This window comes from Rhodococcus sp. IEGM 1330, assembly GCF_033142445.1.
GTDB lineage: Bacteria > Actinomycetota > Actinomycetes > Mycobacteriales > Mycobacteriaceae > Rhodococcoides.
The window spans coordinates 692,512-716,042 of record NZ_JAWLSB010000001.1 but is presented as its reverse complement, the minus strand read 5'-3'; the positions used below and the strand labels follow the sequence as shown (position 1 = coordinate 716,042).

Annotated in this window: 20 protein-coding genes and 2 tRNA genes; 8 read left to right on the top strand and 14 right to left on the bottom strand. The window is 65.3% G+C overall.

Going from position 1 to position 23,531, the window contains the following annotated elements; genetic code table 11:
* Nucleotides 1–16 precede the first annotated feature (16 nt).
* A complete protein-coding gene (gene leuD / locus R4P57_RS03250; RefSeq protein WP_314144406.1) occupies nt 17–634 on the bottom strand; it encodes a 3-isopropylmalate dehydratase small subunit in 618 nt (205 codons plus the stop codon).
* 45 nt (nt 635–679) lie between these two features.
* Nucleotides 680–2,104 carry a 3-isopropylmalate dehydratase large subunit gene (gene leuC, locus R4P57_RS03245; protein ID WP_317801429.1) on the bottom strand — a complete coding sequence of 475 codons (1,425 nt, stop codon included), beginning with the start codon at nt 2,102–2,104 and terminating at the stop codon, nt 680–682.
* Between the two features lie 149 nt (nt 2,105–2,253).
* On the opposite strand from leuC, the gene R4P57_RS03240 reads away from it, so the two are divergent.
* Nucleotides 2,254–2,982 (top strand): IclR family transcriptional regulator, encoded by a 729-nt coding sequence (locus R4P57_RS03240; protein ID WP_317801428.1) that lies wholly within the window; start codon nt 2,254–2,256, stop codon nt 2,980–2,982.
* Nucleotides 2,983–3,096: 114 nt separating this feature from the next.
* Complete coding sequence (locus R4P57_RS03235) at nt 3,097–3,264, top strand: DUF5302 domain-containing protein (protein WP_283313907.1); 168 nt, start codon at nt 3,097–3,099, stop codon at nt 3,262–3,264.
* Between the two features lie 62 nt (nt 3,265–3,326).
* On the opposite strand, the gene R4P57_RS03230 is transcribed toward R4P57_RS03235, so the two are convergent.
* Both R4P57_RS03230 and R4P57_RS03225 read right to left on the bottom strand, forming a co-directional pair.
* Nucleotides 3,327–3,399, bottom strand: a tRNA-Glu gene (locus R4P57_RS03230).
* Nucleotides 3,400–3,490: 91 nt separating this feature from the next.
* Nucleotides 3,491–3,562 (bottom strand) — tRNA-Gln (locus R4P57_RS03225).
* A 244-nt stretch (nt 3,563–3,806) separates the two neighbouring features.
* On the opposite strand from R4P57_RS03225, the gene R4P57_RS03220 reads away from it, so the two are divergent.
* On the top strand, nt 3,807–5,360 hold the full coding sequence (locus R4P57_RS03220) for a bifunctional 3'-5' exonuclease/DNA polymerase (RefSeq protein WP_317801687.1): 1,554 nt from the start codon (nt 3,807–3,809) through the stop codon (nt 5,358–5,360).
* On the opposite strand, the gene R4P57_RS03215 is transcribed toward R4P57_RS03220, so the two are convergent.
* Genes R4P57_RS03215 through R4P57_RS03205 form a run of 3 tightly spaced genes read right to left on the bottom strand, consistent with a single transcriptional unit; the run spans nt 5,318 to nt 8,625 of the window.
* Nucleotides 5,318–6,322 carry a YihY/virulence factor BrkB family protein gene (locus tag R4P57_RS03215; protein ID WP_317801427.1) on the bottom strand — a complete coding sequence of 335 codons (1,005 nt, stop codon included), beginning with the start codon at nt 6,320–6,322 and terminating at the stop codon, nt 5,318–5,320. The two genes, R4P57_RS03220 and R4P57_RS03215, sit on opposite strands and share 43 nt — an antisense overlap.
* Nucleotides 6,323–6,368: 46 nt before the next feature.
* Nucleotides 6,369–7,844 carry a glutamate--tRNA ligase gene (gltX, locus tag R4P57_RS03210; protein ID WP_317801426.1) on the bottom strand — a complete coding sequence of 492 codons (1,476 nt, stop codon included), beginning with the start codon at nt 7,842–7,844 and terminating at the stop codon, nt 6,369–6,371.
* A 7-nt stretch (nt 7,845–7,851) separates the two neighbouring features.
* Nucleotides 7,852–8,625, bottom strand: a complete 774-nt coding sequence (locus R4P57_RS03205) for a fumarylacetoacetate hydrolase family protein (protein WP_094614349.1) — start codon at nt 8,623–8,625, stop codon at nt 7,852–7,854.
* A gap of 130 nt (nt 8,626–8,755) precedes the next feature.
* Between R4P57_RS03205 and R4P57_RS03200 the strand changes: the two genes are divergently transcribed.
* A complete protein-coding gene (locus R4P57_RS03200) occupies nt 8,756–9,946 on the top strand; it encodes an MFS transporter (protein ID WP_317801425.1) in 1,191 nt (396 codons plus the stop codon).
* Nucleotides 9,947–10,038: 92 nt separating this feature from the next.
* On the opposite strand, the gene R4P57_RS03195 is transcribed toward R4P57_RS03200, so the two are convergent.
* From R4P57_RS03195 to R4P57_RS03175, 5 genes are all read right to left on the bottom strand, one after another.
* Nucleotides 10,039–11,049, bottom strand: a complete 1,011-nt coding sequence (locus tag R4P57_RS03195) for a 3-isopropylmalate dehydrogenase (protein ID WP_094634188.1) — start codon at nt 11,047–11,049, stop codon at nt 10,039–10,041.
* 49 nt (nt 11,050–11,098) lie between these two features.
* Nucleotides 11,099–12,694 carry a phosphoglycerate dehydrogenase gene (serA, locus tag R4P57_RS03190; protein ID WP_317801424.1) on the bottom strand — a complete coding sequence of 532 codons (1,596 nt, stop codon included), beginning with the start codon at nt 12,692–12,694 and terminating at the stop codon, nt 11,099–11,101.
* A gap of 185 nt (nt 12,695–12,879) precedes the next feature.
* Nucleotides 12,880–13,881, bottom strand: a complete 1,002-nt coding sequence (gene ilvC, locus R4P57_RS03185; RefSeq protein ID WP_170944858.1) for a ketol-acid reductoisomerase — start codon at nt 13,879–13,881, stop codon at nt 12,880–12,882.
* A 60-nt stretch (nt 13,882–13,941) separates the two neighbouring features.
* Nucleotides 13,942–14,445, bottom strand: a complete 504-nt coding sequence (ilvN, locus tag R4P57_RS03180; RefSeq protein ID WP_283275604.1) for an acetolactate synthase small subunit — start codon at nt 14,443–14,445, stop codon at nt 13,942–13,944.
* Nucleotides 14,442–16,397 carry an acetolactate synthase large subunit gene (locus tag R4P57_RS03175; protein WP_317801423.1) on the bottom strand — a complete coding sequence of 652 codons (1,956 nt, stop codon included), beginning with the start codon at nt 16,395–16,397 and terminating at the stop codon, nt 14,442–14,444. Before R4P57_RS03175 ends, ilvN begins: the two co-directional genes overlap by 4 nt.
* Nucleotides 16,398–16,654: 257 nt before the next feature.
* Between R4P57_RS03175 and R4P57_RS03170 the strand changes: the two genes are divergently transcribed.
* Both R4P57_RS03170 and ilvD read left to right on the top strand, forming a co-directional pair.
* Entirely contained in the window at nt 16,655–17,194 is a 540-nt protein-coding gene (locus tag R4P57_RS03170; RefSeq protein ID WP_317801422.1) for a PH domain-containing protein, read from the top strand.
* 60 nt (nt 17,195–17,254) lie between these two features.
* Complete coding sequence (gene ilvD / locus R4P57_RS03165; protein ID WP_317801421.1) at nt 17,255–19,096, top strand: dihydroxy-acid dehydratase; 1,842 nt, start codon at nt 17,255–17,257, stop codon at nt 19,094–19,096.
* 75 nt (nt 19,097–19,171) lie between these two features.
* On the opposite strand, the gene R4P57_RS03160 is transcribed toward ilvD, so the two are convergent.
* Nucleotides 19,172–20,146: a DoxX family protein gene (locus R4P57_RS03160; protein ID WP_317801420.1), complete on the bottom strand. Its 975-nt coding sequence runs from the start codon at nt 20,144–20,146 to the stop codon at nt 19,172–19,174.
* A 93-nt stretch (nt 20,147–20,239) separates the two neighbouring features.
* On the opposite strand from R4P57_RS03160, the gene R4P57_RS03155 reads away from it, so the two are divergent.
* Nucleotides 20,240–21,388, top strand: a complete 1,149-nt coding sequence (locus R4P57_RS03155; protein ID WP_317801419.1) for a PQQ-dependent sugar dehydrogenase — start codon at nt 20,240–20,242, stop codon at nt 21,386–21,388.
* Between the two features lie 62 nt (nt 21,389–21,450).
* Here the strand turns inward: R4P57_RS03155 and gatB are convergent, their stop codons facing one another.
* Complete coding sequence (gene gatB, locus R4P57_RS03150; protein ID WP_317801418.1) at nt 21,451–22,962, bottom strand: Asp-tRNA(Asn)/Glu-tRNA(Gln) amidotransferase subunit GatB; 1,512 nt, start codon at nt 22,960–22,962, stop codon at nt 21,451–21,453.
* A 94-nt stretch (nt 22,963–23,056) separates the two neighbouring features.
* Between gatB and R4P57_RS03145 the strand changes: the two genes are divergently transcribed.
* Entirely contained in the window at nt 23,057–23,521 is a 465-nt protein-coding gene (locus R4P57_RS03145; protein ID WP_317801686.1) for an acyl-CoA thioesterase, read from the top strand.
* Nucleotides 23,522–23,531: the final 10 nt, after the last annotated feature.

Below are 23,531 nucleotides of genomic sequence, written 5' to 3'. Positions count from 1 at the left end.
TCGGACCGCTGCCCGGTCAGCTTTCGGTGGGTGCCTCGATCCGCGCCGGAAGGGTCAGGGGTTTGTATGAAGGCCTTGACTTTTCGTACTCCGTAATGGCCTCTACCTGGCGTAATGTCAATCCGATGTCGTCCAGCCCCTCCAACAGACGCCACCGCGTGTAGTCGTCAATCGCGAAGCGCACCACCAACGTTCCAGCCGTTACGGTCTTGTCGACGAGGTCGACAATTATTTCCAGACCGGGCTGTTCTTCTAAGGCTTTCCACAGCAATTCGACGTCCGACTGATCCACTTCGGCGGCCAGCAGCCCGGCTTTGCCCGAGTTTCCGCGAAAGATATCGGCGAAACGGGAGGCGATCACAACCCGAAATCCGAAGTCCGAGAGTGCCCAGACGGCATGCTCGCGTGACGATCCCGTACCGAAATCGGGCCCGGCTACGAGCACCGAGCCTCGGTTGTACGGCTCGAGATTCAGGATGAAGTTCGGATCCGAGCGCCACGCGGCGAACAACCCGTCCTCGAATCCGGTGCGCGTGACGCGCTTGAGGTAGACGGCGGGGATTATCTGATCGGTGTCGACGTTGGACCGCCGAAGCGGAACTCCGATACCGGTGTGCCGGGTGAAAGCTTCCATCGAATGTTCTCCTATGGGTTCGATCGATCCGAGCGAGGACGCGTTCTACGCGAGATCAGCCGGAGAGGACAGGGTTCCGCGGATTGCGGTAGCAGCTGCAACCAGAGGCGAGACGAGATGAGTACGACCGCCTTTGCCCTGCCTGCCCTCGAAATTGCGGTTCGAGGTCGACGCCGATCGCTCGCCCGCCACCAGTTGGTCCGGATTCATTCCCAGGCACATCGAGCAACCGGCCTGACGCCACTCCGCTCCTGCGGCCGTGAAGATCTCGCCCAGGCCTTCCTCCTCGGCCTGCGCTCGTACCCGCATGGAGCCGGGTACCACCAGCATTCGCACTCCCTCGGCAACCCGGTGTCCCTCGAGAACGGACGCAACGGCCCGCAGATCCTCGATTCGACCGTTGGTGCACGAACCGACGAACACGGTGTCGACGGCGATCTCACGGATCGGCGTGCCGGCCTCGAGGCCCATGTACTGCAAGGCCTTCTGCGCCGACAACCGCTCGCCCTCGTCGGTCATCGCCTCCGGATCGGGCACCGTACTTCCCAGCGGCGCACCCTGACCCGGATTCGTGCCCCACGTGACGAACGGCGTCAACGTATCGGCATCGATGTGGACCTCGTTGTCGAACACCGCATCCGGATCTGTCGCCAGCTCGTTCCACGACGCCACTGCTGCGTCCCAGTCGGCTCCCTGCGGAGCGTGTGGGCGCCCCTTCAGGTACTCGTAGGTGATCTCGTCGGGTGCGATCATGCCTGCCCTCGCACCGGCTTCGATCGACATGTTGCAGATGGTCATTCGCGCTTCCATCGACAGCTTTCGGATGGCCTCACCGCGGTACTCGAGGACGTAACCCTGCCCGCCACCGGTACCGATCTTGGCAATGACGGCAAGAATCAGGTCCTTGCTCGTCACGCCGGGGGCGAGCTCACCGTCGACGGTGATCGCCATCGTCTTGAACGGACGCAGCGACAAGGTCTGCGTGGCCATGACGTGCTCGACCTCGCTGGTACCGATGCCCATTGCGATCGAGCCGAAGGCTCCGTGCGTCGAGGTGTGACTGTCTCCGCACACCACGGTCATGCCGGGCTGAGTGAGACCCAACTGTGGGCCGATGATGTGCACGATGCCCTGATCGAGATCGCCCATCGGGTAGAGCCGAACACCGAATTCCTCGCAGTTACGTCGAAGGGTGTCGACCTGTGTGCGCGAGACCAGATCGGCGATGGGCGCGAAGATGTCGGCCGTCGGGACGTTGTGGTCCTCGGTCGCGATCGTCAGATCGGGACGCCGGAGTCCGCGGCCGGCCAACCGAAGTCCGTCGAACGCCTGCGGGCTCGTCACCTCGTGCACCAGATGGAGGTCGATGTAGATCAGATCCGGCTCACGCGCTCCGCCTTCTCCGCCGCCTCGGACCACCACGTGCTGGTCCCATACCTTCTCCGCCAAAGTCTTCGGTGTTTCGGACATCGCTGTCGCGGACCTCGTCTTCCCTGTCGTCGTCGCGCCGGTGAACGGGCTGGTCCACCTCGCGTGATCGTCTCGACATCATGCCCCTGGCGCGCACTGAAGATCTCGTAGTTGTGCAATCTCAGCATTCGGGAGGCTAATATCGTTCTATGAGACAGCATAGCCCCAATGGCCTCGTCGACAAATCGAGCGGTATCGGTGTCCTCGACAAGGCGATGACGGTGCTGCACGCAGTGGCCGAGAAGCCCTGCAATCTCAATGATCTGTGCGCTCGAACGAGCCTGCCCCGTGCCACGGCCCACCGCCTCGCGGTCGGCCTGGAGACCCACCGACTTCTCGTACGAGACGCCGACGGCCTGTGGCGGACCGGGCCGGGACTGGGAGAGCTTGCGGCGAGTGCATCGGACACCCTGCTCGATGCTGCCGCCTCGGTACTCCCACGCCTGCGCGAAATCACCGGCGAGAGTGTGCAGATCTATCGGCGCGAAGGGACGGTGCGGGTGTGCGTGGCGTCCATGGAGCCACCGACCGGACTTCGAGACACCGTGCTCGTCGGCGCACGTCTGCCGATGACGGCAGGATCGGGTGCCAAAGTCCTTCTCGCATGGGCCGATTCGCAGACTCAACGAACAGTTCTGCCCGATGCAGAATTCAGTGAGCGTGTTCTCCTCGAAGTTCGGCGGCGCGGTTGGGCACAGAGTGCGGGCGAGCGGGAACCGGGCGTCGCGAGCGTCGCCGCGCCGGTGCGCGACAGCAACGACACTGTGGTGGCGGCAATCTCGGTGTCCGGGCCGATCGATCGAATCGGACGCAAGCCAGGAGCGCGCTGGGCCGCGGATCTCCTGGCGGCCGCGGACGCACTGCACAAGCGGCTCTGAGGGAAACCCACAGACCTGTCGGCACGAGGAAAACGAGCTGATCGAGCTGCGAGAGTGGGGTACCTTCGTCTCGAGCGGCCTACCCGGCCGGTCGTCGACTGCGAGGAGTCACCCATGCCCGAATCCGGCAGTGAAGAACTGAAGAAGAAGTTCCGCGAGGTTCTGGAACAGAAGAACAGCAAGTCCCACAATTCCGTCGACCACAAGGACGGCGGACCGAAGGTCAACAACGCCCACGGTCCGGCCGACCATCAGAAGATGTTCCGCCGCAAGAGCGTCTGAGACGTACACACCGAAACGACAACACCCTCCCGATCCGCGGATCGAGAGGGTGTTGTCTGTTGTAGCCCCGACGGGATTCGAACCCGCGCTACCGCCTTGAGAGGGCGGCGTCCTAGGCCGCTAGACGACGGGGCCAGGAACTTCACCTGCATTGTGTTCGAGCTTGTACGTGCTGAGCCAGCTTAACTGCCTCGGCCTCGGCGACAAAATCGCCTTCACCTGCTCGCTGGGGTACCAGGACTCGAACCTAGAATGGCGGTACCAGAAACCGCTGTGTTGCCAATTACACCATACCCCAATGGACTTGAATCGAATTGCTCATCTGATCGATGTGCACTGCGTTTCGAGCCGGGATAGAGACTATCAAAGGTGACTACCCATTCTCCAAATCGGCTGCTCAGAGCCACCGAAACCGCGCCATGGACGCGTCAGGATCGGCCAGGGGCACCGTCGAGTGGGGACCCGAGAGCCCCCTCTACGCCCCGGCCGACGAGTGGAGCAGACTCGTTCTCCGTGACCGATCGCAGACCCCGCAGAGTCCGATGAAGGTTCTGCTCGTTCCTCAGGGCGAGCAGGCCGTGCTGACGTACCTCGCCGACGACGGCTCGACGCAGAGCGATCCCACAGTGGCCGAGGATCCGGTCGCGGCCGTGGCCGAGCTCGAACGAGACGAACGGCCGAGGTGGGTGTGGGAAGACACGAGCCGGATCTACCCTCGGTTGCTCGAACGAGGGGTACGCGTACGCCGCTGTCACGATCTCGCACTGGTCGGTGCCATTCTGGCGATGCGGGCCGGCGTCGCGAGTGTCCCGTCGGCTCCCGCCGACCTGCGACCGGGCCTGTTCGACGCGAACCCGAACTCCGATCCGAACGGGGTGCTCGCCGAGTACCGACGTCAGCTTCGGGACATCGGTGACGACCGAGCACTGCACCTGCTGGCAGCGGCCGAGTCGGCCGGAGGCTTGGCCGCAGCGGAGATGACCTTCGACGGGTTGCCGTTCTCGGCGTCGGCGCATCGCCGTCATCTCGACACGATGCTCGGTACGCGGCCGCTCGACGGTTCTCTTCCCCCGGCTCTCGTCGAGCTCGAGAACCAGATCACCTCGGCGTTCGGCCGGCGAGTCAACCCCGCCTCGCCGGTGGAGCTGGTGGCCGCGTTCGCGCGCGTCGGTATCGAACTGACATCGACTCGCGCGCACGTCATCCGCGACATTGACCACCCGGCGGTTCCGCTGCTGTTGCGCCACCGTGATCTCTCGAAGCTGCACGCTGCGAACGGGTGGGCATGGCTCGACGCGTGGGTTCGCGACGATCGTTTCCGTCCGGTCTATGTTCCCGGCGCTGTGGTGTCAGGTCGGTGGGCCAGTCGCGGCGGAGGCGGCCTTCAGATTCCGAAACCCCTGCGCGCCAGTGTGATCGCCGATCCCGGCTACACCTTCGTGGCCGCCGACGCCGGTCAGCTCGAACCACGCATCCTCGCTGCGATGTCCGGCGATCCCCGCATGGTCGCCGCTGCAGGCACCGAAGATCTGTATGCACCGGTGGCGGCGGAATCGTTCGGCGGCGATCGCAGCCACGCCAAGGTCGCCGTTCTCGGGGTGCTGTACGGCGCGACGTCCGGTGAGGCACGCGCTCTGCTGACGCGACTACGCGCCTCGTTCCCCGGTGCCGTCGCATTGGTGGAGGAGGCCGCCCGCGCCGGTGAACGGGGCGAGGTCGTTCGTTCGTGGCTGGGACGGGCCTGCCCACCGCCCTCGGCGCAGTGGTGGTCCGCCGGTGATGCCCACGCGCGGGGCCGGTTCACTCGCAATTTCGTCGTGCAGGCCACCGCAGCCGAGTGGGCGCTGTGCTTGCTGGCCGATCTGCGTGGTCGGTTGGCCGGGAGCAGCAGCAGATTGGTGTTCTTTCAGCACGACGAAGTGGTGGTGCATTGTCCCGTCGCCGATTCGGATCGTGCCGCCGAAGCGATTGCAGGATCGGCGTTGTCGGCGACTCGGCTGATGTTCGGCGACACGGCCGTCCGGTTTCCGATGGAGACGAGAATCGACCGCTTCTACGGCGCTTCGGCTGCCGGTTCGGAGCCGGATTCCGACTGAGCTCGCGGCGGGTCGACGAACGTCACGTCGATGTCCTCGAACGGCTTGCTGCGTTGCGCTTCTGCCTGTCCGGTGTAGGTGAGCTTGTCGCCCTCGGTCAGTTCGACGTCGTCGGTGAACGGGGCCAGCAGGGCTCGCGGAAAGAGCCGATCGACGCGGACCACGTTGATCTCGATGCACATCACGATCGACACCGACGTCACGTACAGAAACGCCAGCAGTCCCAGTACGACGGCGAACACACCGTTGGTGACGGTCGCGTTGCTGACGACGTACTTCACGTAGACACTGCCGAAGGTCTGCAGCAGCTGCCAGATCAGACCGGCAACGACAGCTCCGGGAAGAACCTGTGGGATGGACACCGGTCTCGCCGTGGCGAGCCTGAACGCGACAACGAACACGCCGACGTAGAAGAGCGTGCCGACCACGAACACCACGAGGCCGGATTCCGGACCGAAATACCCTGCGGCACTGAGCACATTGAGTGCTGTGATGGCCAGGACCGCCAGACCGACCGTGCTCAGCAGACCCAGTCCGCGCACCCGGGCCCGGATGGGGTCGGGCCGTAGGTTCTTCGGCACCGTCCACGCAGTGTTCATTGCGTTCTGCAGCGCCACGGCCACTCCGAGTCCGCCGTACAGGGAGCCGAGGACACCCACCACGAGACCGACGGTGCCGCCACCGATGCGTTCGGGCCGGCCCAGTTCGTCTCCGATCACCGGGATCTGACCGAGAGCAGAGCTGAGGATCTGTTGCTGCAGTTCCGGACTACCGGCCAACACGGTGCCCAGAACCGTCGAGAACAGCAACAGTGCAGGAAACAGCGAGACGAAGGCGTAGTAGGTGATCAGGGCAGCGAGGTAGCCGCCCTGATCGTCGACGAACTTGTACACCACCGCAATGGGATATCCGAGAACCGGACGCCTGCGCTGGAGTCGATCCAGTCGATCGGAGACACTCATTCGAGGCTGTCTCCGAGGACCGGGGTGCGCCGGCGGCCGTGCGCCGTCACGCCACCTGGGCCCGTGCCGCAGCCAGACGCGCCAAGGTCTTCTCGCGCCCGAGCAATTCCATGGACTCGTACAGCGGCGGGCTGATGTGCGACCCGGTCACTCCCACCCGTATCGGGGCAAAAGCCTTGCGCGGCTTGAGCTCCAGCTTCTCGATCAACGCCTCCTTGAGGGTCGCCTCCAGGTCGGCCGTGGTCCAGGTCTGCAACGCCGTCAGCGCCTCGACTGTGGCGTCGAGAACGGGTGCGGCATCGGGACCGAGGTTCTTCGCCGCGGCTGCAGGGTCGATCACGAAGTCCGCCTCGTCGACGAACAGGAACTCGAGCAGTCCCCAGGCGTCCGACAGGACGACGATGCGGGTCTGCACCAGATCGGCCGCCACGGCGAAGATCTTTTCGTCGACCGGCTCGGTGAGATGGCCCTGTGCGACGAGGTATTCGCGCAATCGCGCCGCGAAATCGTCTGCCGCCAGCATCCTGATGTGCTCGGCGTTGATCGCGTCGGCCTTCTTCTGATCGAAGCGTGCCGGATTGGAATTGACCGACGAGATCTCGAACGCCGCCACCATCTCGTCGAGCGAGAAGACGTCGTGATCGTCCGAGATGCCCCACCCGAGAAGAGCGAGGTAGTTCAGCAGGCCTTCCGGCACGAACCCACGATCACGGTGGATGAACAGATTGGATTCGGGGTCACGCTTGGACAGCTTCTTGTTGCCCTGGCCCATGACGAACGGAAGGTGCCCGAACTCGGGGGTGCGTTCTGCGACACCGATCCGGATCAACGCCTCGTAGAGAGCGAGCTGACGAGGCGTCGACGACAGCAGGTCCTCACCGCGCAGGACATGGGTGATCTTCATCAGTGCGTCGTCGACCGGATTGACCAACGTGTACAGCGGAACTCCGTTGCCGCGCGTCAGGGCGAAGTCCGGAACGGTCCCCGCCTTGAACGTGGTCTCCCCGCGCACGAGGTCGTTCCACGTCAGGTCGTGATCGGGCATCCGCAGTCGCACGACGGCCCCGCGCCCCTCGTCGAGGAATCCCTGTCGCTGCTCCGGCGTCAGGTCGCGGTCGAAGTTGTCGTAGCCGAGTTTGGGGTCGCGTCCGGCAGCCTTGTGACGGGCCTCCACTTCCTCCGGCGTGGAGAAGGACTCGTAGGCCTCGCCGGCGTCGAGCAACTGCTGCACGACGGCAAGGTGCTGGTCGCGACGCAACGACTGACGGTAGGGCTCGTACGGGCCACCCACTTCGGGGCCCTCGTCCCATTGGAGGCCGAGCCAGCGCAACGCGTCGAGCAGGGCGGCGTAGGACTCCTCGGAGTCGCGTGCGGCGTCGGTGTCCTCGATACGAAAGACGAAGGTGCCGCCGTGATGCCTGGCGAACGCCCAGTTGAACAATGCCGTTCGGACCAGACCGACGTGCGGGGTACCGGTGGGCGACGGGCAGAACCGAACGCGGACATCTGTTGCTGTGGTCATACCGGCCCTACTTCTTCGCTGCGACGGGGTTGGTCAGGGTACCGATTCCCTCGACGGTGATCGACACACTGTCTCCGTCGGTGATGGGTCCGACTCCCTCGGGGGTTCCGGTGAGAATGACGTCTCCGGGGAGCAGTGTCATCACCGCGGACACCCACTCGATGATCTTCGGAATGTCGTGCAGCAGAAGCGAAGTGCGACTCTGCTGCTTGACCACGCCGTCGACCTCGGTCTTGATCTCGAGATCGGTCGGGTCGAGCGAGGTCTCGATCCACGGCCCGAGTGGGCAGAAGGTGTCGTGTCCCTTGGCGCGAGTCCACTGTCCGTCGTGCTTCTGGTGGTCGCGGGCCGAGACGTCGTTGGCGACGGTGTATCCGAGCACCACCTCGTACGCCTTGGAGGCGGGGACGTCCTTGCACGGACGGCCGATGACGATCGCCAGTTCGCCCTCGAAGTGCACTTCGTTCGAGGACGGTGGCAGCACGATGGCCGCACCGGGCCCGACGATGGAGGTGTTCGGCTTGATGAAGATCACGGGGTCCTTCGGAGCCTCACCGCCCATCTCGGCCACGTGCGCGGCGTAGTTCTTACCGATGGCGATGACCTTGCTGGCGAGGATGGGCGCGAGCAGTCGCACATCGGCCAGAGGCCACGACCGACCCGTGAACGTGGGTGTGCCGAAGGGATGTTCGGCGATTTCTTTCGCAGTCTGCGAGTCACCCTCACCTTCGATACTCACGAATGCCACACCATCAGGACTTGCAATTCGACCGAGACGCATGTCGGAAGTCTATCGACATGCGCGGTGTGCACTCCGCCACCGTCCGTTCCGCGCGGTTCGGGCCGGTGTAGGGTCGACAACGAGTTCCACATCTCAAGAAACAATGTCCATATATTGAGACGGAGATCAAATGGACGCCACCGCGCAGCTGTCCGACATCGGCGAGTTCAGGCGATGGTTCATGCTTGCCCTCGGCATGCTCGCGCAGACCGCAGGCGCGGTGTTCATCAACGGCGCAGCGTTTCTCATCCCCGCGTTGCACGACGACCGTGGCCTGAGCCTGCCCGCCGCCGGACTCGTCGTCGCCATGCCGACCGTGGGCATCATGTTCACCCTGATCGCCTGGGGTGTGCTGGTCGATCGGATCGGCGAGCGGCTCGTTCTCGCAGTCGGGCTCGGTCTGACTGCGCTCGCCGGTGTAGCCGCCGTGTTCACCACCTCCATTCCCCTGCTGGCAATCCTGCTCCTGCTGGGCGGTATGGCCGCGGCGAGCGCCAACAGCGCCAGCGGACGCGTCGTGGTCGGGTGGTTCCCGCCGCAGCGTCGTGGATTGGCCATGGGAATCAGACAGATGTCGGTCCCACTGGGCGTTGCCATCGCAGCCCTGACCGTTCCCTCGATCGCGCGAGATCACGGTGTCGGTTCCGCACTGTGGGTGCCCGCACTCGTCTGCGCCGTGGGAGCGGTGCTGTGCCTGGCCGTGATCGACCCTCCACGTCCTCACCGCGCCGACGCCGCGGCGCAAGGACTGTTGGACAATCCCTACCGCGCCGGATCACGCCTGTGGCGGATTCATGCCACCTCGATATTGCTGGTGATACCGCAGTACGTCGTGTGGACCTACGCGCTCGTCTGGCTGATGACCGACCGAGAGTGGAGTGCGGCGTCGGCAGGCATCCTCGTCACCGTCAGCCAGATCCTCGGCGCGCTCGGCCGAATGGGCGTAGGGGCCCTGTCCGACCGCGTCGGAAGCCGGATGCGACCGCTGCGATGGGTGGCCGTCGCCACCACGGCCAGCATGCTCGCGCTGGGCATCGCAGACTGGTTCGACTCCCCCGTCGCCGTCGTTGCACTGGTCATCGCGTCGATCACCACCGTCGCTCCGAACGGCCTCGCGTTCACCGCCGTCGCCGAGATCTCCGGACCGTTCTGGAGCGGGCGCGCCCTCGGAGTTCAGAACACCGGCCAGTACATCTTCGCCGCGGCAGTGCCGCCTGCATTCGGAGCGCTCGCGGCAGTGAGTTTCCCGCTCGCCTTTCTGATCTCGGCGATATTTCCGGCCCTCTCCACCCCGGTGATTCCGGACGACCCCGGCACCTGACGACCCCGACACCTGACGCAGGCGACGATGCCACGTCCGGCAGTAGCCGAGCGTGGCATCGTCGCCTGCAAAAGAGTCCGCGGTGGAGGAACCTACAGGCGCGCTGCGATTCTCGCGCCTATGTCCTTCGTCGACGCGGTGGTGGTTCCTCGCTCGGCGAGGTCCGCTGCGACAGCGGCTTCCACTCGCGCCGCTCCTGCCGCATCGCCGAGATGATCGAGCAACAACGACACCGACAGGATGGCGGCCGTCGGATCGGCCTTCTGCTGCCCTGCGATGTCGGGAGCGCTGCCGTGCACGGGCTCGAACATGCTCGGATTGGTACCGGTCGCATCGATGTTTCCGCTTGCGGCCAAACCGATTCCACCGGTCACCGCCGCCGACAGGTCTGTCACGATGTCTCCGAACAGATTGTCGGTGACGATGACATCGAACCGGCCCGGGTCGGTCACGAGGTGAATCATCGCGGCATCGATGTGCTGGTACGCGACCTCGACGTCCGGGAACTCGGCCGCGACCTCGTCCACCGTGCGAGCCCAGAGGCTGCCGGCGAACGTGAGCACATTGGTCTTGTGCAGCAGCGTCAGATGCTTGCGCCGAGTCAGAGCCCGCTCGAAACCGTTGCGCACCACCCGTTCGACGCCGTAGCGGGTGTTGACACTGACCTCGGTGGCCACCTCGTGCGGCGTGCCGACGCGAAGCGCTCCACCGTTTCCGGTGTACGGACCCTCGGTGCCCTCACGCACGACCACGACGTCGATCTGCTTGTCACCGGCCAGCGGACCGACCACTCCGGGGTACAGCTTGGCCGGGCGCAGATTGATGTGGTGATCGAGCTCGAACCGAGCTCGCAACAGCAGTCCGCGCTCGAGCACGCCGCTCGGCACCGACGGATCTCCGATGGCTCCCAACAGAATTGCGTCGTGCTCACGCAGTTCAGCCAATACCGAGTCCGGCAGCAGTTCTCCGGTGGCGTTGTAGCGACGCGCACCCAGGTCGTACTCGGTCTTCTCGGCACCGGGTGCAACCACATCGAGCACGGCGAGCGCCTCGGTGACGACCTCGGGTCCGATTCCGTCCCCGGCGATGACGGCCAGCTTCATCTCACTCCTCGTGATTCTTCGACGTCGTTCGATCGACTGCGAGCGATGCTCAGGACAGGTCGACCAGTTCGATGGTGGACGCGCCGACCGCGGTGGCGATGCTCGCGCTCAACTCCGCCGGAACGTCCTTGTCGACGCGCAGCAGAATTGTTGCACCGTCGCCCTCGGAGTCCTGGCTCAGCGCGGCGGCCTGGATGTCGATGCCGGCATCGCCGAGCAGGGTGCCGATCCGGCCGAGGCTGCCGGGCTGATCCGCGTAGTTGACGATGAGGTTCTTGCCCTCGGCACGGAGGTCGAAGTTGCGACCGTTGATGTTGACGATCTTCTCGACCTGCGTGGTGCCGGTCAGAGTGCCCGCGACGTTGAGCACCGAACCGTCGCCGTAGACGGCGCGGATGTCGACGACACTGCGGTGGTTCTCGCTCTCGGAGGCCGTGGTGACCTCGGCGGTGACGCCGCGCTCCTCGGCGAGCGACGGGGCGTTGACGAACGTGACCGAGTCCTCGATGACGGCGGAGAACAGTCCGCGCAGCGCCGAGAGCTTGAGGATCTGCACGTCCTCGCCCGCGAGTTCGCCGCGCACGTCGACCGACAGCGAGGTGGGAAGTTCGTTGGACAGCGCGCCGAGCAGCACACCCTGCTTACGCACGATCTCGAGCCACGGCGACACCTCTTCGCCCACGGCACCACCCTTGACGTTGACGGCGTCGGGCACGAATTCGCCTGCGAGAGCAAGCAATACCGACTTGGCCACGTCGGTGCCCGCGCGGTCCTGGGCCTCGGTCGTAGACGCACCGAGGTGCGGGGTGACGACGACCTGAGGCAGCTCGAACAGGGGGCTGTCGGTGCACGGCTCGGAGGCGTAGACGTCGATTCCGGCGGCGAAGACGTGGCCGCTGGTGATGGCGTCGGCCAGGGCCTGCTCGTCGACCAGTCCACCGCGAGCGGCGTTGACGACGATCACACCGGGCTTGGTCTTGGCCAGCGCTTCCTTACCGATGATTCCCTTGGTCTCCGGGGTCTTCGGCAGGTGAACCGAGAACATGTCGGCGCGCTCGAGCAGCTCGTCCAGGCTCACCAGTTCGATGCCGAGCTGGGCGGCACGCGCGGCCGAGACGTAGGGGTCGTAGGCGATGATGTGCGTCTCGAATGCAGCCAAACGCTGTGCGAACAGCTGACCGATGCGGCCGAGTCCGACGACACCGACGGTCTTGCCGAAGATCTCGACACCGTTGAACTTGCTGCGCTTCCACTCGTGCTGACGCAGAGTGGCGTCGGCAGCGGGAATCTGGCGCGCGGCCGACAGCAGCAGCGTCACCGCATGCTCGGCCGCCGTGTGGATGTTGGACGTCGGTGCGTTGACGACGAGGACACCGCGCTCGGTGGCTGCAGGTACGTCGACGTTGTCCAGGCCGACACCGGCGCGGGCGACGATCTTGAGTTTGGTTCCGGCGGCGAGAACCTCTGCGTCGACCGTAGTCGCGGAGCGCACCAGGATCGCGTCGGCCTCGGGAACCGCGGCGAGCAGCGCGGGGCGATCCGGGCCGTCGACCCAACGGACCTCGACGCCGTCGCCCAATGCCTCGACGGTGGACGGCGCAAGTTTGTCGGCGATCAGAACGACAGGACGGCCTGGCTGGCTCACGTGAAAAACTCCCTATGTCGGTTCGAGACTGTTGTCGGTGAAAATTCGGAGCTGGTGCAGCAGAAACAGTTTAGAGGCCGGAGACGTCGAACTGTGACGCCACCTGGCTCACGCACCGAAGGGCACCCCTACGGATGCAGGAGTGCCCTTCGATCAGCATGCGTGAGAACGTGATTCGATGAGAATCAGGCCGTTTCGGTGATCGGGCGATCGACCCAGCTCATCAGGTCGCGCAGCTTCTTGCCGGTGACCTCGATGGGGTGCTCGGCGTTGGCCTTGCGCAGGCCTTCGAGCTCGGTGTTGCCGTTCTCGACGTTGGCGACCAGGCGACGGGTGAACTCACCCGACTGGATGTCGGCCAGGATGGCCTTCATGCGCTCCTTGGTGCCTGCGTCGATCACGCGCGGGCCCGAGAGGTAGCCACCGAACTCCGCGGTGTCGGACACCGAGTAGTTCATCCGAGCGATGCCGCCCTCGTACATGAGGTCGACGATGAGCTTGAGCTCGTGCAGCACCTCGAAGTACGCCATCTCGGGCGCGTATCCGGCCTCGACCATGACCTCGAAGCCCGTCTTGACGAGCTCCTCGGTGCCACCGCACAGCACGGCCTGCTCGCCGAAGAGGTCGGTCTCGGTCTCTTCCTTGAACGTGGTCTTGATGACGCCTGCGCGCGTTCCACCGATGCCCTTGGCCCAGGACAGGGCAAGTGCCTGGCCTTCGCCCTTGGGGTCCTGGTCGATGGCGATGAGCGCGGGAACACCCTTGCCGTCGACGAACTGGCGACGCACGAGGTGGCCGGGGCCCTTGGGTGCGACCATGCCGACGGTGACGAACTCCGGAGCCTTGATCAGGTCGAAGTGGATGTTGAGTCCGTGGCCGAAGAACAGCGCGTCGCCGTCCTTCAGGTTGGGCTCGATCTCCTCGGAGAAGATCTTGGCCTGCGCGGTGTCGGGTGCGAGCACCATGATCACGTCGGCCCATTCGGACACCTCGGCGGGAGTGCCGACCTTCAGACCCTGCTCCTCCGCCTTGGCGCGGGACTTCGAGCCCGCTGCCAGGCCGATGCGCACATCGACACCGGAGTCGCGCAGGCTCAGCGAGTGCGCGTGGCCCTGGCTTCCGTAACCGATCACAGCGACCTTGCGGCCCTGGATGATCGACAGATCAGCATCGTCGTCGTAGAACATCTCGACTGCCACTGTTTGTAACCTTTCCTCTTCGATTTCGCTGAATATCACGTCCGCCGCTCAGCGCGACGCTGTGATCGATTTCGGTCCACGTCCGACGGCAACGACTCCCGACTGGACTATTTCTCGAATTCCATAGGGGTCCAACATCTTGAGCAACGCATCGAGCTTCGAGCGGGTGCCCGTCGCCTCGACCGTGACGGCCTCGGGTGATACGTCGATCACCTTGGCGCGGAACAGGTTCACCGTTTCGATGACCTCGCTACGGACGCTGGCGTCGGCACGCACCTTGATCAGCAGCAGCTCACGCGCCACCGAGGAGTCGTCGTCCTGCTCGACGATCTTGATGACGTTGATGAGCTTGTTGAGCTGCTTGGTGACCTGCTCGAGCGGAAACTCGTCGACGGTCACCACGATCGTCATGCGCGAGATCTCGGGGATCTCGGTGCCGCCGACGGCGAGTGACGAGATGTTGAAGCCGCGCCGCGAGAACAGTGCAGCGACGCGAGCCAGCACACCTGGCTTGTCCTCGACGAGGACGCTGAGGGTATGGCTCGTGCTCACTGGTCGGTGCCTTTCACGTCGTTGTTCTGTGGGTGTGGCGCCTGCTCGCGTTCCATGGCCTCGTCGATGCCGGGCTCGCTACCCACGGTCTCGTCCTCGTCGAACAGCGGACGAATGCCGCGGGCGGCCATGATCTCGTCGTTACCGGTTCCGGCTGCGACCATCGGCCACACCTGAGCGTCTGCTCCGACGATGAAGTCGATGACGACCGGACGATCGTTGATCGCACGGGCCTGGGCTATCACCGCGTCCACGTCCTCTTCCCGCTCGCACCGCAGGCCGACGCAACCCAATGCCTCGGCGAGCTTCAAGAAATCGGGGATACGGACGGCACCGTGGGTACCGAGGTTGGTGTTGGAGTAACGCTCCTCGTAGAACAGGGTCTGCCACTGGCGAACCATGCCGAGGTTGCCGTTGTTGATGACCGCGACCTTGATGGGGATGCCCTCGACCGCGCACGTCGCGAGTTCCTGGTTTGTCATCTGGAAGCAGCCGTCGCCGTCGATGGCCCACACCTCGGCGTCGGGGAGGCCCATCTTGGCCCCCATGGCGGCCGGGACCGCGTACCCCATCGTGCCGAGGCCGCCCGAGTTGAGCCACGTACGCGGCTTCTCGTAGCTGATGAACTGCGCGGCCCACATCTGGTGCTGGCCGACTCCGGCGCAGTAGATCGCGTCGGGTCCGGCGAACTTGCCGACCGAGGAGATGACGAACTCGGGCGACATGGAACCGTCGGACGGGCGGTCGTAGCTCAGCGGATAGGTCTTGCGGATGCCGTCGAGGTACACCCACCACTGCTCGAGGTCGAGCGTGGTTCCGGTCGCACGATCTGCGCGTAGCGCTTCGATGAGCTCGGTGATGACCTCTCGACAATCACCGACGATCGGCACGTCCGCGTACCGGTTCTTGCCGATCTCGGCCGGGTCGATATCGGCGTGGATGACCTTGGCGTTCGGCGCGAACGACGAGAGCTGGCCGGTGACGCGGTCGTCGAACCGGGCCCCGAGCGTGATCAGCAGGTCGCTGCGCTGCAGCGCGGCGACTGCAGCGACGGTGCCGTGCATTCCCGGCATTCCCAGATTGAGCTGATGAGAGTCGGGGAACACACCGCGAGCCATCAGAGTGGTGACGACGGGAATTCCGGTCAGTTCGGCGAGCTCGAGCAGCTCTGCCGAGGCGTTGGCCTTGATGACGCCACCACCCACGTAGAGCACCGGCTGCGCGGCGTCGGCGATGTAGCGCGCCGCCTCACGAACCTGCTTGCCGTGCGGCTTGGTCACCGGCCGATAGCCCGGCAGACGCATCTCCGGCGGCCACGAGAACGTCGTCGGTGCCTGCAGCACATCCTTGGGGATGTCGACGAGCACGGCGCCGGGTCGACCGGAGGACGCGATGTAGAACGCCTCGGCCATGATGCGCGGGATGTCGGCACCGTCGGTGATGAGGAAGTTGTGCTTGGTGACGGGCATCGTGATGCCCGAGATGTCGGCTTCCTGGAAGCCGTCGGTTCCGATGAGACTGCGGGCGACCTGACCGGTGATGGCAACGATCGGGACCGAATCCATCTGGGCATCGGCGAGCGGGGTGACGAGGTTCGTCGCGCCGGGACCCGACGTTGCCATGCAGACGCCGACGCGGCCGGTGGCCTGGGCGTATCCGGTGGCAGCGTGGCCCGCGCCCTGCTCGTGACGAACGAGGATGTGCCGGACCTTCTTCGAGTCGAAGAGCGGATCGTAGACCGGAAGAACCGCGCCACCGGGTATGCCGAATACGGTGTCGACGTCGAGTTCTTCGAGGGCCCGAACAACCGACTGTGCGCCGGTGACCTTCTCCGGTGCGACGTGGCGTCGCGATCCGTTGGTCGCCGCTTCTGCGGCCGGGCTGGTCGACGGGCTGGCGGCTGTCCCCGACTTACGGGTCGTGGGCCCTGGGCGTGCGGTTGGTGCGCTCACTGATTGCTTCCTCAGGAATGTGAAATTGCTGGGCGATCTCTGGGCAAGAAAAAACCCCCGTCAGCGTGAGCTGTACGAGGGTGGCGCGTCGATGCGAGTTTGAACAACCGGCTCAGGCGTTGACGCGCCGGCCGATTACGAGTATCCAATTCCGCTTCACGCGCTCGACGGTAGGCGCGCGCACAGGGAAGAGTCAAACTCGTCACGACGCAATCCCATTATGTGAGATCGCGTAGATGCAATGCGAAGATGAATGGGTGTCGTCTTCGCAGCAGTCCGAACCACCTCCGCCATCATCCCACACCGCACCCGAGTCACCGAACGGTGCCGAGGGACCGCAACCATCGAGAACGCAGGTCATTCGAGTCCCGCGCCTCGCGCTCATCGGCGTGGGACTGTTGCTGTTCGGCACGGGACTGAGTGCCGCCAGCTGGCCGTTGGCCATGGGATGGCTGCTGATCTTGCCGATCGTCGCGTGCATCTGGGTGTTTCGAGTGCGCACGGTCATCTCTCCCGAGGCGATCACGGCTCGACGGTTCGTCGGTTCGGATGTGATCGCGTGGGAATCGGTGGCGGGTCTGCACTTCCCGGATCGCCGGTGGGCGCGGGTGGTCCTGACCGACAAGAGCGAGAAGTCGCTGCCGCTGGTGCGTTTCGATCTACTCCCCCAACTCGCCGCGGCCAGCGGCGGCCGCATCACCGACCCCTACGCCGCAGCGGCCGCCGCTGCCGAGGATCGAGACCGTGAGGAAGCCGACGACGCCGACGACGGCGAGCAGGCACCGAAGGAGCAGTAGGCGGCGGCGAGTAATCTCGTCGATGCGAGAAACCGCTGCAACGAACGAGGACAACGCACTATGACGCCGCTACGCTCACGGGTCACCACTGTCGGACGCAATGCCGCGGGCGCACGCTCGCTGTGGCGCGCCACCGGAATGACCGATTCGGATTTCGGAAAACCCATTGTCGCGATCGCGAACTCGTACACCCAGTTCGTACCCGGCCACGTGCATCTGAAGAACGTCGGCGAGATCGTCGCCGACGCCGTACGAGCGGCAGGCGGCGTACCCCGGGAGTTCCACACCATCGCCGTCGACGACGGGATCGCCATGGGCCACGGCGGGATGCTGTACTCGCTGCCCAGCCGCGAGATCATCGCCGACTCCGTCGAGTACATGGCCAACGCCCACACCGCCGACGCGCTCGTCTGCATATCCAACTGCGACAAGATCACTCCCGGCATGCTCAATGCCGCGATGCGCCTGAACATCCCGGCCGTCTTCGTCTCCGGTGGACCGATGGAGGCAGGCAAGGCCGTGGTCGTCGACGGCGTCGCGCAGGCCCCGACCGACCTGATCACCGCGATCTCCGCCAGCGCCAACGACGCGGTGTCCGAGGCGGGCCTCGACGAGGTCGAGCGCAGTGCGTGCCCCACGTGCGGGTCGTGTTCGGGCATGTTCACGGCGAACTCGATGAACTGCCTCACCGAGGCGCTCGGCCTGGCATTGCCCGGCAATGGCTCCACCCTGGCCACGCACGAGGCCCGCCGAGCGCTGTTCACGCGTGCCGGAACCACCATCGTCGAGGCTGCGCTGAAGTACTACCGCGACGAGGACGAATCCGTACTCCCCCGCAACATCGCCACTCCGGCCGCGTTCCGCAATGCCATGGCTCTCGACGTGGCGATGGGCGGATCCACCAATACGGTGCTGCACACCCTCGCTGCCGCACAGGAGGGCGAGGTCGACTTCGACCTCGACACCATCGACGCCATCAGCCGCAAGGTCCCGTGCCTGGCGAAGGTCTCCCCCAATTCCGATTACCACATGGAAGACGTGCACCGCGCCGGCGGAATCCCGGCTCTCCTCGGCGAACTGCGGCGCGCGAACCTGCTCGAGACCGACGTCTCGACCGTGCACACGAAGAGCTTCGACGAATGGCTCGACACCTGGGACATCCGATCCGGCAAGGCGTCCGCCGAGGCCGTCGAGTTGTTCCACGCTGCTCCGGGCGGTGTCCGCACCGTCGAACCGTTCTCCACGGGCAATCGCTGGTCCTCGCTCGACACGGACGCCGCAGGCGGCTGCATCCGCGATCTCGAACATGCCTACACGGTCGAGGGTGGCCTGGTGGTACTCCGCGGCAACATCGCCGTCGACGGTGCGATCCTCAAAACCGCAGGCATCGACGAGGACCTGTTCTCGTTCCAGGGACCGGCACTGGTCGTCGAGTCACAGGAAGAAGCCGTCTCGGCCATCCTGCAGAAGAAGATTCAGTCCGGTGACGTGCTGGTCGTTCGCTACGAGGGACCCAAGGGCGGTCCCGGCATGCAGGAAATGCTGCACCCGACGGCCTTCCTCAAGGGTGCCGGACTGGGCAAGGTCTGCGCACTGATCACCGATGGCCGCTTCTCCGGCGGAACCTCGGGACTGTCCATCGGACACATTTCCCCCGAGGCCGCTGCCGGCGGTGTGATCGGGCTCGTCGAGAACGGCGACCAGGTCCGGATCGACGTCGCCACCCGCACCCTCGAGATCCTCGTCGACGACGAAACCCTGGAGACGCGACGCGCAAAGATGAACGCGTCCGAGCGGCCGTGGCAGCCGGTCGACCGCCAGCGCACGGTCACCACCGCTCTGCGCGCGTACGCCGCGTTGGCGACATCAGCGGACAAGGGTGCCGTTCGCTACGTCCCCTGAGGGTGAAAACCACGTGAGCGGAACTTCGTAGCACGCTACGAAGTTCCGCTCACGTGGTCTGGTCCGTGTTCGAGGTCAGCGGACGACGGGGTTGGCCCCGTTCAGGAAGATCCAGATGCACACGCCTGCGGCGATGCCGACGACGAGTGCGAGGAACGAACCGATCCGCGGGCGGGTGGCCCATCCGCGTCGGCCGTCGAACGCGATGCGTCCCGGGCCGGTGAGGATGATCGCCGCTGCAGCGAAGCCGAGGACCGTCTCGTACTCGACGCCGCCGGTGCCGGAGAATTGCAATCCGGGCTCGACGGCTTGCTTGAAGCACCAGGCGTTGATGATCGTGGCCAGTACGGCCGCGCCTGCCAGTGGTGTTGCCAGACCCAGGATCAGCAGCGCCCCACCGAGGGTTTCGCCCGCCGCGGCCGCGATCGCGAGGATTTCCGAGTAGCGGAATCCCGAACTCTCCAGCAGGTTCTGAAATCCGTCGAGGCCGGGGCCGTTCCACAGTCCGACGAGCTTCTGCAGCCCATGACCGAGAAACACCGCTCCGATGGTGACGCGCAGGACGAACAGACCCAGGTCGGTGCTGCCGCGGCGTGCGGGAACCTCGACGGTCTCTGTACGAATCTCGGGCTCCGAGGCGACGGCCGCCGCAGGCGCTGCGGCCGCGGTGGTCCCGAGGTACTCGGTGGAGCGATCGGAGTACGCACTCGACGACGTGCTGTCGGAGGTCGACGGGCGATCGGTCGGCGAATCGGCGAAGGCCGACGGTCGATAGGTCTGCATCTTCTCCGTGGGCTGCGCATCGGCCGTGCGTGCGTCGGACGACGACGAGTACGGAAAGTCCAGTTCGTCGTCGGTTCGCGGCAGTCGGTCCGAGCGCTGAGCGCCGAACGCCGTGGTCGGCGTACCCGAGGCGTCGGTGCGCTCGGACGCTGAAGTCTCGGCGGTGGAGCGCGAGGGTGGAATCTTCTCCGTGGGATTGTCGTACGGGCTCTCGGCCGGTTCGTACGACGGATCCGGCCGGTTGGGGTCGCGCGGTGTATCGGTCACCTGTCCACAGTAGAGCCGATGTGCGCACCTCACCGACGTTGACGCTCACGGCCGCGTGGCGAGTCTCCCCCGACGTTCCGTAACGTTCGAAGCATGAAGCCGGTCGGAGCGTCGCCACGAACTGCAACCGCTGCCGTCGTCGCTCTGTCGATGACCGCTGCCCTGCTCGCCGGGTGCGCCCGGTTCGACGACTCGAATGCGTCGCCGTTCACTCCTGCGCCGGAGGTGGGTGCGGCCGAGCTGGAGCCGACGACCCCCAGCGAGACGACGCCGCCGTCCGATCCGGGCGCACCGCCCCCACCGTCCGGCCCGTGTGTCGACCCGGATTCGGCGGTGATCGCGACGTGTCTGGACACCACGGGCGGGCTCGTCGCGCTCCCCGACGGACAGTCGGCACTGGTTGCCGAGCGTCGCACCGGTCGCATCATGCAGGTCGCTGCAGGCCGGACGCCGGTCGAGATGGCTCGAATCGACGTCGACGGCACCGGCGACGGCGGCCTTCTCGACATCGCGCTGTCTCCGACGTACATCGAGGACGGGTTGCTCTACGCCCTGATCACCACATCCGCGGACACCAGGGTGGTCCGACTCGCTCAGGGCGATGTACCGAAGGACATCCTGACCGGCATCCCCCGCGGCGCGACGGGCAATCGCGGGGCGATCGACTTCTACACGCCGAACGAACTACTCGTCCTCACCGGCGACAACGGCGATCCAGCTGCGGCTGCGAGCCCGAACTCCCTGTCCGGCAAGTTGTTGCGGGTGACCTCACTGTCTCCGACGACGAACCCCCCGCGGCCGCAGATCGCACTCAGCGGCATCGGTACGGCGGGCGACGTCTGCACCGACGGCACCGGAAACATCTACGTCACCGACCGCACCGCGCTCGAGGATCGTCTGCAGCGCATCGACACACTCGGCGCAGTGTTCAACCCTGTGTGGACGTGGCCGGACCGTCCAGGTGTTGCCGGATGCGCAGCGGGCGCAGGCGGAGTGGCCGTTGCACTCACAACGGCCAAAGCTGTTGCAGCACTGACCACGGACCCGAACACCGGAGCTGTCTCGGCCGAACCGACACTGCTGATCCAAGACGAGTACGGCCAGTTGAACGGCGCGACGAGCTCAGCCGATGGACAGATTCTGGTGGGCACCGTCAACAAGAACGGACCCACCGCCGGACCCACCGACGACCGCGTCGTCAAAGTGCCGTTCCCCGGCGGCGGCGGAGGCGGCTTCGACTGAACGAGAAACGGCTGCGGCCGAGCGCGTGTATCGCGCTCGGCCGCAGTCGTTCTCCGTCGTAATCAGGGCTGGCCGCAGGCCTCGAGTACGAGTTCCTTGACGCGCGCAGCATCGGCTTGGCCGCGTGTCGCCTTCATCACGGCACCGACGATGGCCCCGGCAGCCTGAACCTTGCCGCTGCGGATCTTCTCGACCACACCGGGATTCGCTGCGAGCGCCTCGTCCACGGCGGCCTGCAACTTGGTGTCGTCCTTCTCCAGTACGAGATTGCGCGCAGCCATGACCTGCGCAGGCTCACCCTCACCCGCCAGTACCCCATCCACTACCTGGCGGGCACCGTTGTTGTTGAGCTTGCCGTCCGCGACCAACCCAGCCACCTCGGCAACCTGAGCCGGGGTGATGGACAGATCGGTCAGTTCGACGCCGGCGATGTTGGCCTGCTGCGCCAGGTACGACACCCACCACGACCGCGCCGCCTGCGCCGACGCGCCCGCCTCGACCGTCGCCGCGACGATTTCGAGGGCACCCGAGTTCACCAGATCGCGCATCTCCTCGTCGGAGACACCCCAGTCCTTCTGAATCCGACCGCGGCGCAACCACGGCAGCTCGGGCAACGTCGTCCGAAGCTCCTCGATCCAGGCCGCGTCAGGAGCGACGGGCGCGAGATCGGGCTCGGGGAAGTAGCGGTAGTCCTCGGCGGTCTCCTTCTTGCGGCCGGCGGTGGTGGTGCCGTCCGACTCCTGGAAGTGCCGAGTCTCCTGCGTCACCTCTCCACCCGATTCGAGAACCGCTGCCTGACGCCGCATCTCGTACCGAACGGCAACCTCGACGCTCTTGAGCGAGTTGACGTTCTTCGTCTCGGTGCGCGTGCCGAATTCGGTTGCCGTCTTCTCCATCAGAGACACGTTGGCATCGCAGCGCAACGAGCCCTGATCCATCCGCACATCGGACACGTTCAGCGACTTCAACAGGTCACGCAGCGCGGTGACGTACGCCCGTGCGACCTCGGGTGCACGCGCACCGGTTCCCGTGATGGTCTTGGTCACGATCTCCACCAACGGCACACCGGCACGGTTGTAATCGAGCAGCGAATGCGACGCCCCCTCGATGCGGCCGGTCGCCCCGCCGACGTGCGTCGACTTACCGGTGTCCTCCTCCATGTGCGCGCGCTCGATCTCGACTCGGAACGTACTGCCGTCGTCGAGCAGCACATCGAGGTAGCCCTCGGTCGCGATGGGCTCGTCGTACTGCGAGATCTGATAGTTCTTCGGCTGATCCGGGTAGAAGTAGTTCTTGCGTGCGAACCGTCCCCACGGGGTGATCGAGCAATTGAGCGCGAGCCCGATCCGAATCGCCGACTCCACCGCAGCAGAGTTCACCACCGGAAGCGCGCCGGGAAGGCTCAGGCACACCGGGCACACCTGCGTGTTCGGCTCGGCACCGAACTCGGTGGGGCAGCCGCAGAACATCTTGGTCGCCGTGCCCAACTCCACATGGACCTCCATGCCCAACACAGGGTCGAACTTGGCGAGCACATCGTCGTAATCGATCAAATCGACGGTTGCAGCAGTCATGGTCAGTAGTTTATGCATTGCATACGACGCGCGAGTAACCACGTGCACTCGTTACCGTGCACGGGTGACTCCCCCAGAGAAACAGACACTGGCCATGACCGTGCTGATGACACCCGACATGGCCAACTTCTCCGGCAATGTCCACGGCGGCACGATTCTGAAGTTCCTGGACCAGGTGGCGTACGCCTGCGCCAGTCGCTACGCGGGGGCGTACGTGGTCACTCTGTCGGTCGATCGCGTCGTGTTTCGCGAACCCATCCACGTCGGAGAACTGGTCACGTTCTCTGCGTCGGTCAACTACACCGGTCGCACCTCGATGGAGGTCGGCATCCGAGTGGAAACCGAGAACATTCAGCGCGGTGAATTACGCCACACCAACAGTTGCTACTTCACCATGGTCGCGATCGGCGACGACGGCAAGCCGAAGACACTGCCCCAGTTGACGCCGACCACCGACGTCGGTGCTCAGCGTTTCGAGGCAGCGCGGCGACGGCGCGAACTACGCCGCGAGACCGAGGAACGTGAGGCCGAGATCCAGGAGGCCGCCGGTCGCATCTGACGGCTCGGGC

Bases quoted from the DNA above. Each gene is read 5' to 3' on its own strand.
- R4P57_RS03200 (WP_317801425.1), top strand. From the start codon at position 8,756: ATGGACGCCACCGCGCAGCTGTCCGACATCGGCGAGTTCAGGCGATGG.
- R4P57_RS03215 (WP_317801427.1), bottom strand. From the start codon at position 6,322: ATGAGTGTCTCCGATCGACTGGATCGACTCCAGCGCAGGCGTCCGGTT.
- leuD (WP_314144406.1), bottom strand. From the start codon at position 634: ATGGAAGCTTTCACCCGGCACACCGGTATCGGAGTTCCGCTTCGGCGG.
- ilvC (WP_170944858.1), bottom strand. From the start codon at position 13,881: ATGTTCTACGACGACGATGCTGATCTGTCGATCATCCAGGGCCGCAAG.
- R4P57_RS03205 (WP_094614349.1), bottom strand. From the start codon at position 8,625: ATGCGTCTCGGTCGAATTGCAAGTCCTGATGGTGTGGCATTCGTGAGT.
- leuC (WP_317801429.1), bottom strand. From the start codon at position 2,104: ATGTCCGAAACACCGAAGACTTTGGCGGAGAAGGTATGGGACCAGCAC.
- R4P57_RS03235 (WP_283313907.1), top strand. From the start codon at position 3,097: ATGCCCGAATCCGGCAGTGAAGAACTGAAGAAGAAGTTCCGCGAGGTT.
- gltX (WP_317801426.1), bottom strand. From the start codon at position 7,844: ATGACCACAGCAACAGATGTCCGCGTTCGGTTCTGCCCGTCGCCCACC.
- ilvD (WP_317801421.1), top strand. From the start codon at position 17,255: ATGACGCCGCTACGCTCACGGGTCACCACTGTCGGACGCAATGCCGCG.
- R4P57_RS03240 (WP_317801428.1), top strand. From the start codon at position 2,254: ATGAGACAGCATAGCCCCAATGGCCTCGTCGACAAATCGAGCGGTATC.
- R4P57_RS03220 (WP_317801687.1), top strand. From the start codon at position 3,807: ATGAAGGTTCTGCTCGTTCCTCAGGGCGAGCAGGCCGTGCTGACGTAC.
- R4P57_RS03195 (WP_094634188.1), bottom strand. From the start codon at position 11,049: ATGAAGCTGGCCGTCATCGCCGGGGACGGAATCGGACCCGAGGTCGTC.
- gatB (WP_317801418.1), bottom strand. From the start codon at position 22,962: ATGACTGCTGCAACCGTCGATTTGATCGATTACGACGATGTGCTCGCC.
- R4P57_RS03145 (WP_317801686.1), top strand. From the start codon at position 23,057: ATGACCGTGCTGATGACACCCGACATGGCCAACTTCTCCGGCAATGTC.
- R4P57_RS03155 (WP_317801419.1), top strand. From the start codon at position 20,240: ATGAAGCCGGTCGGAGCGTCGCCACGAACTGCAACCGCTGCCGTCGTC.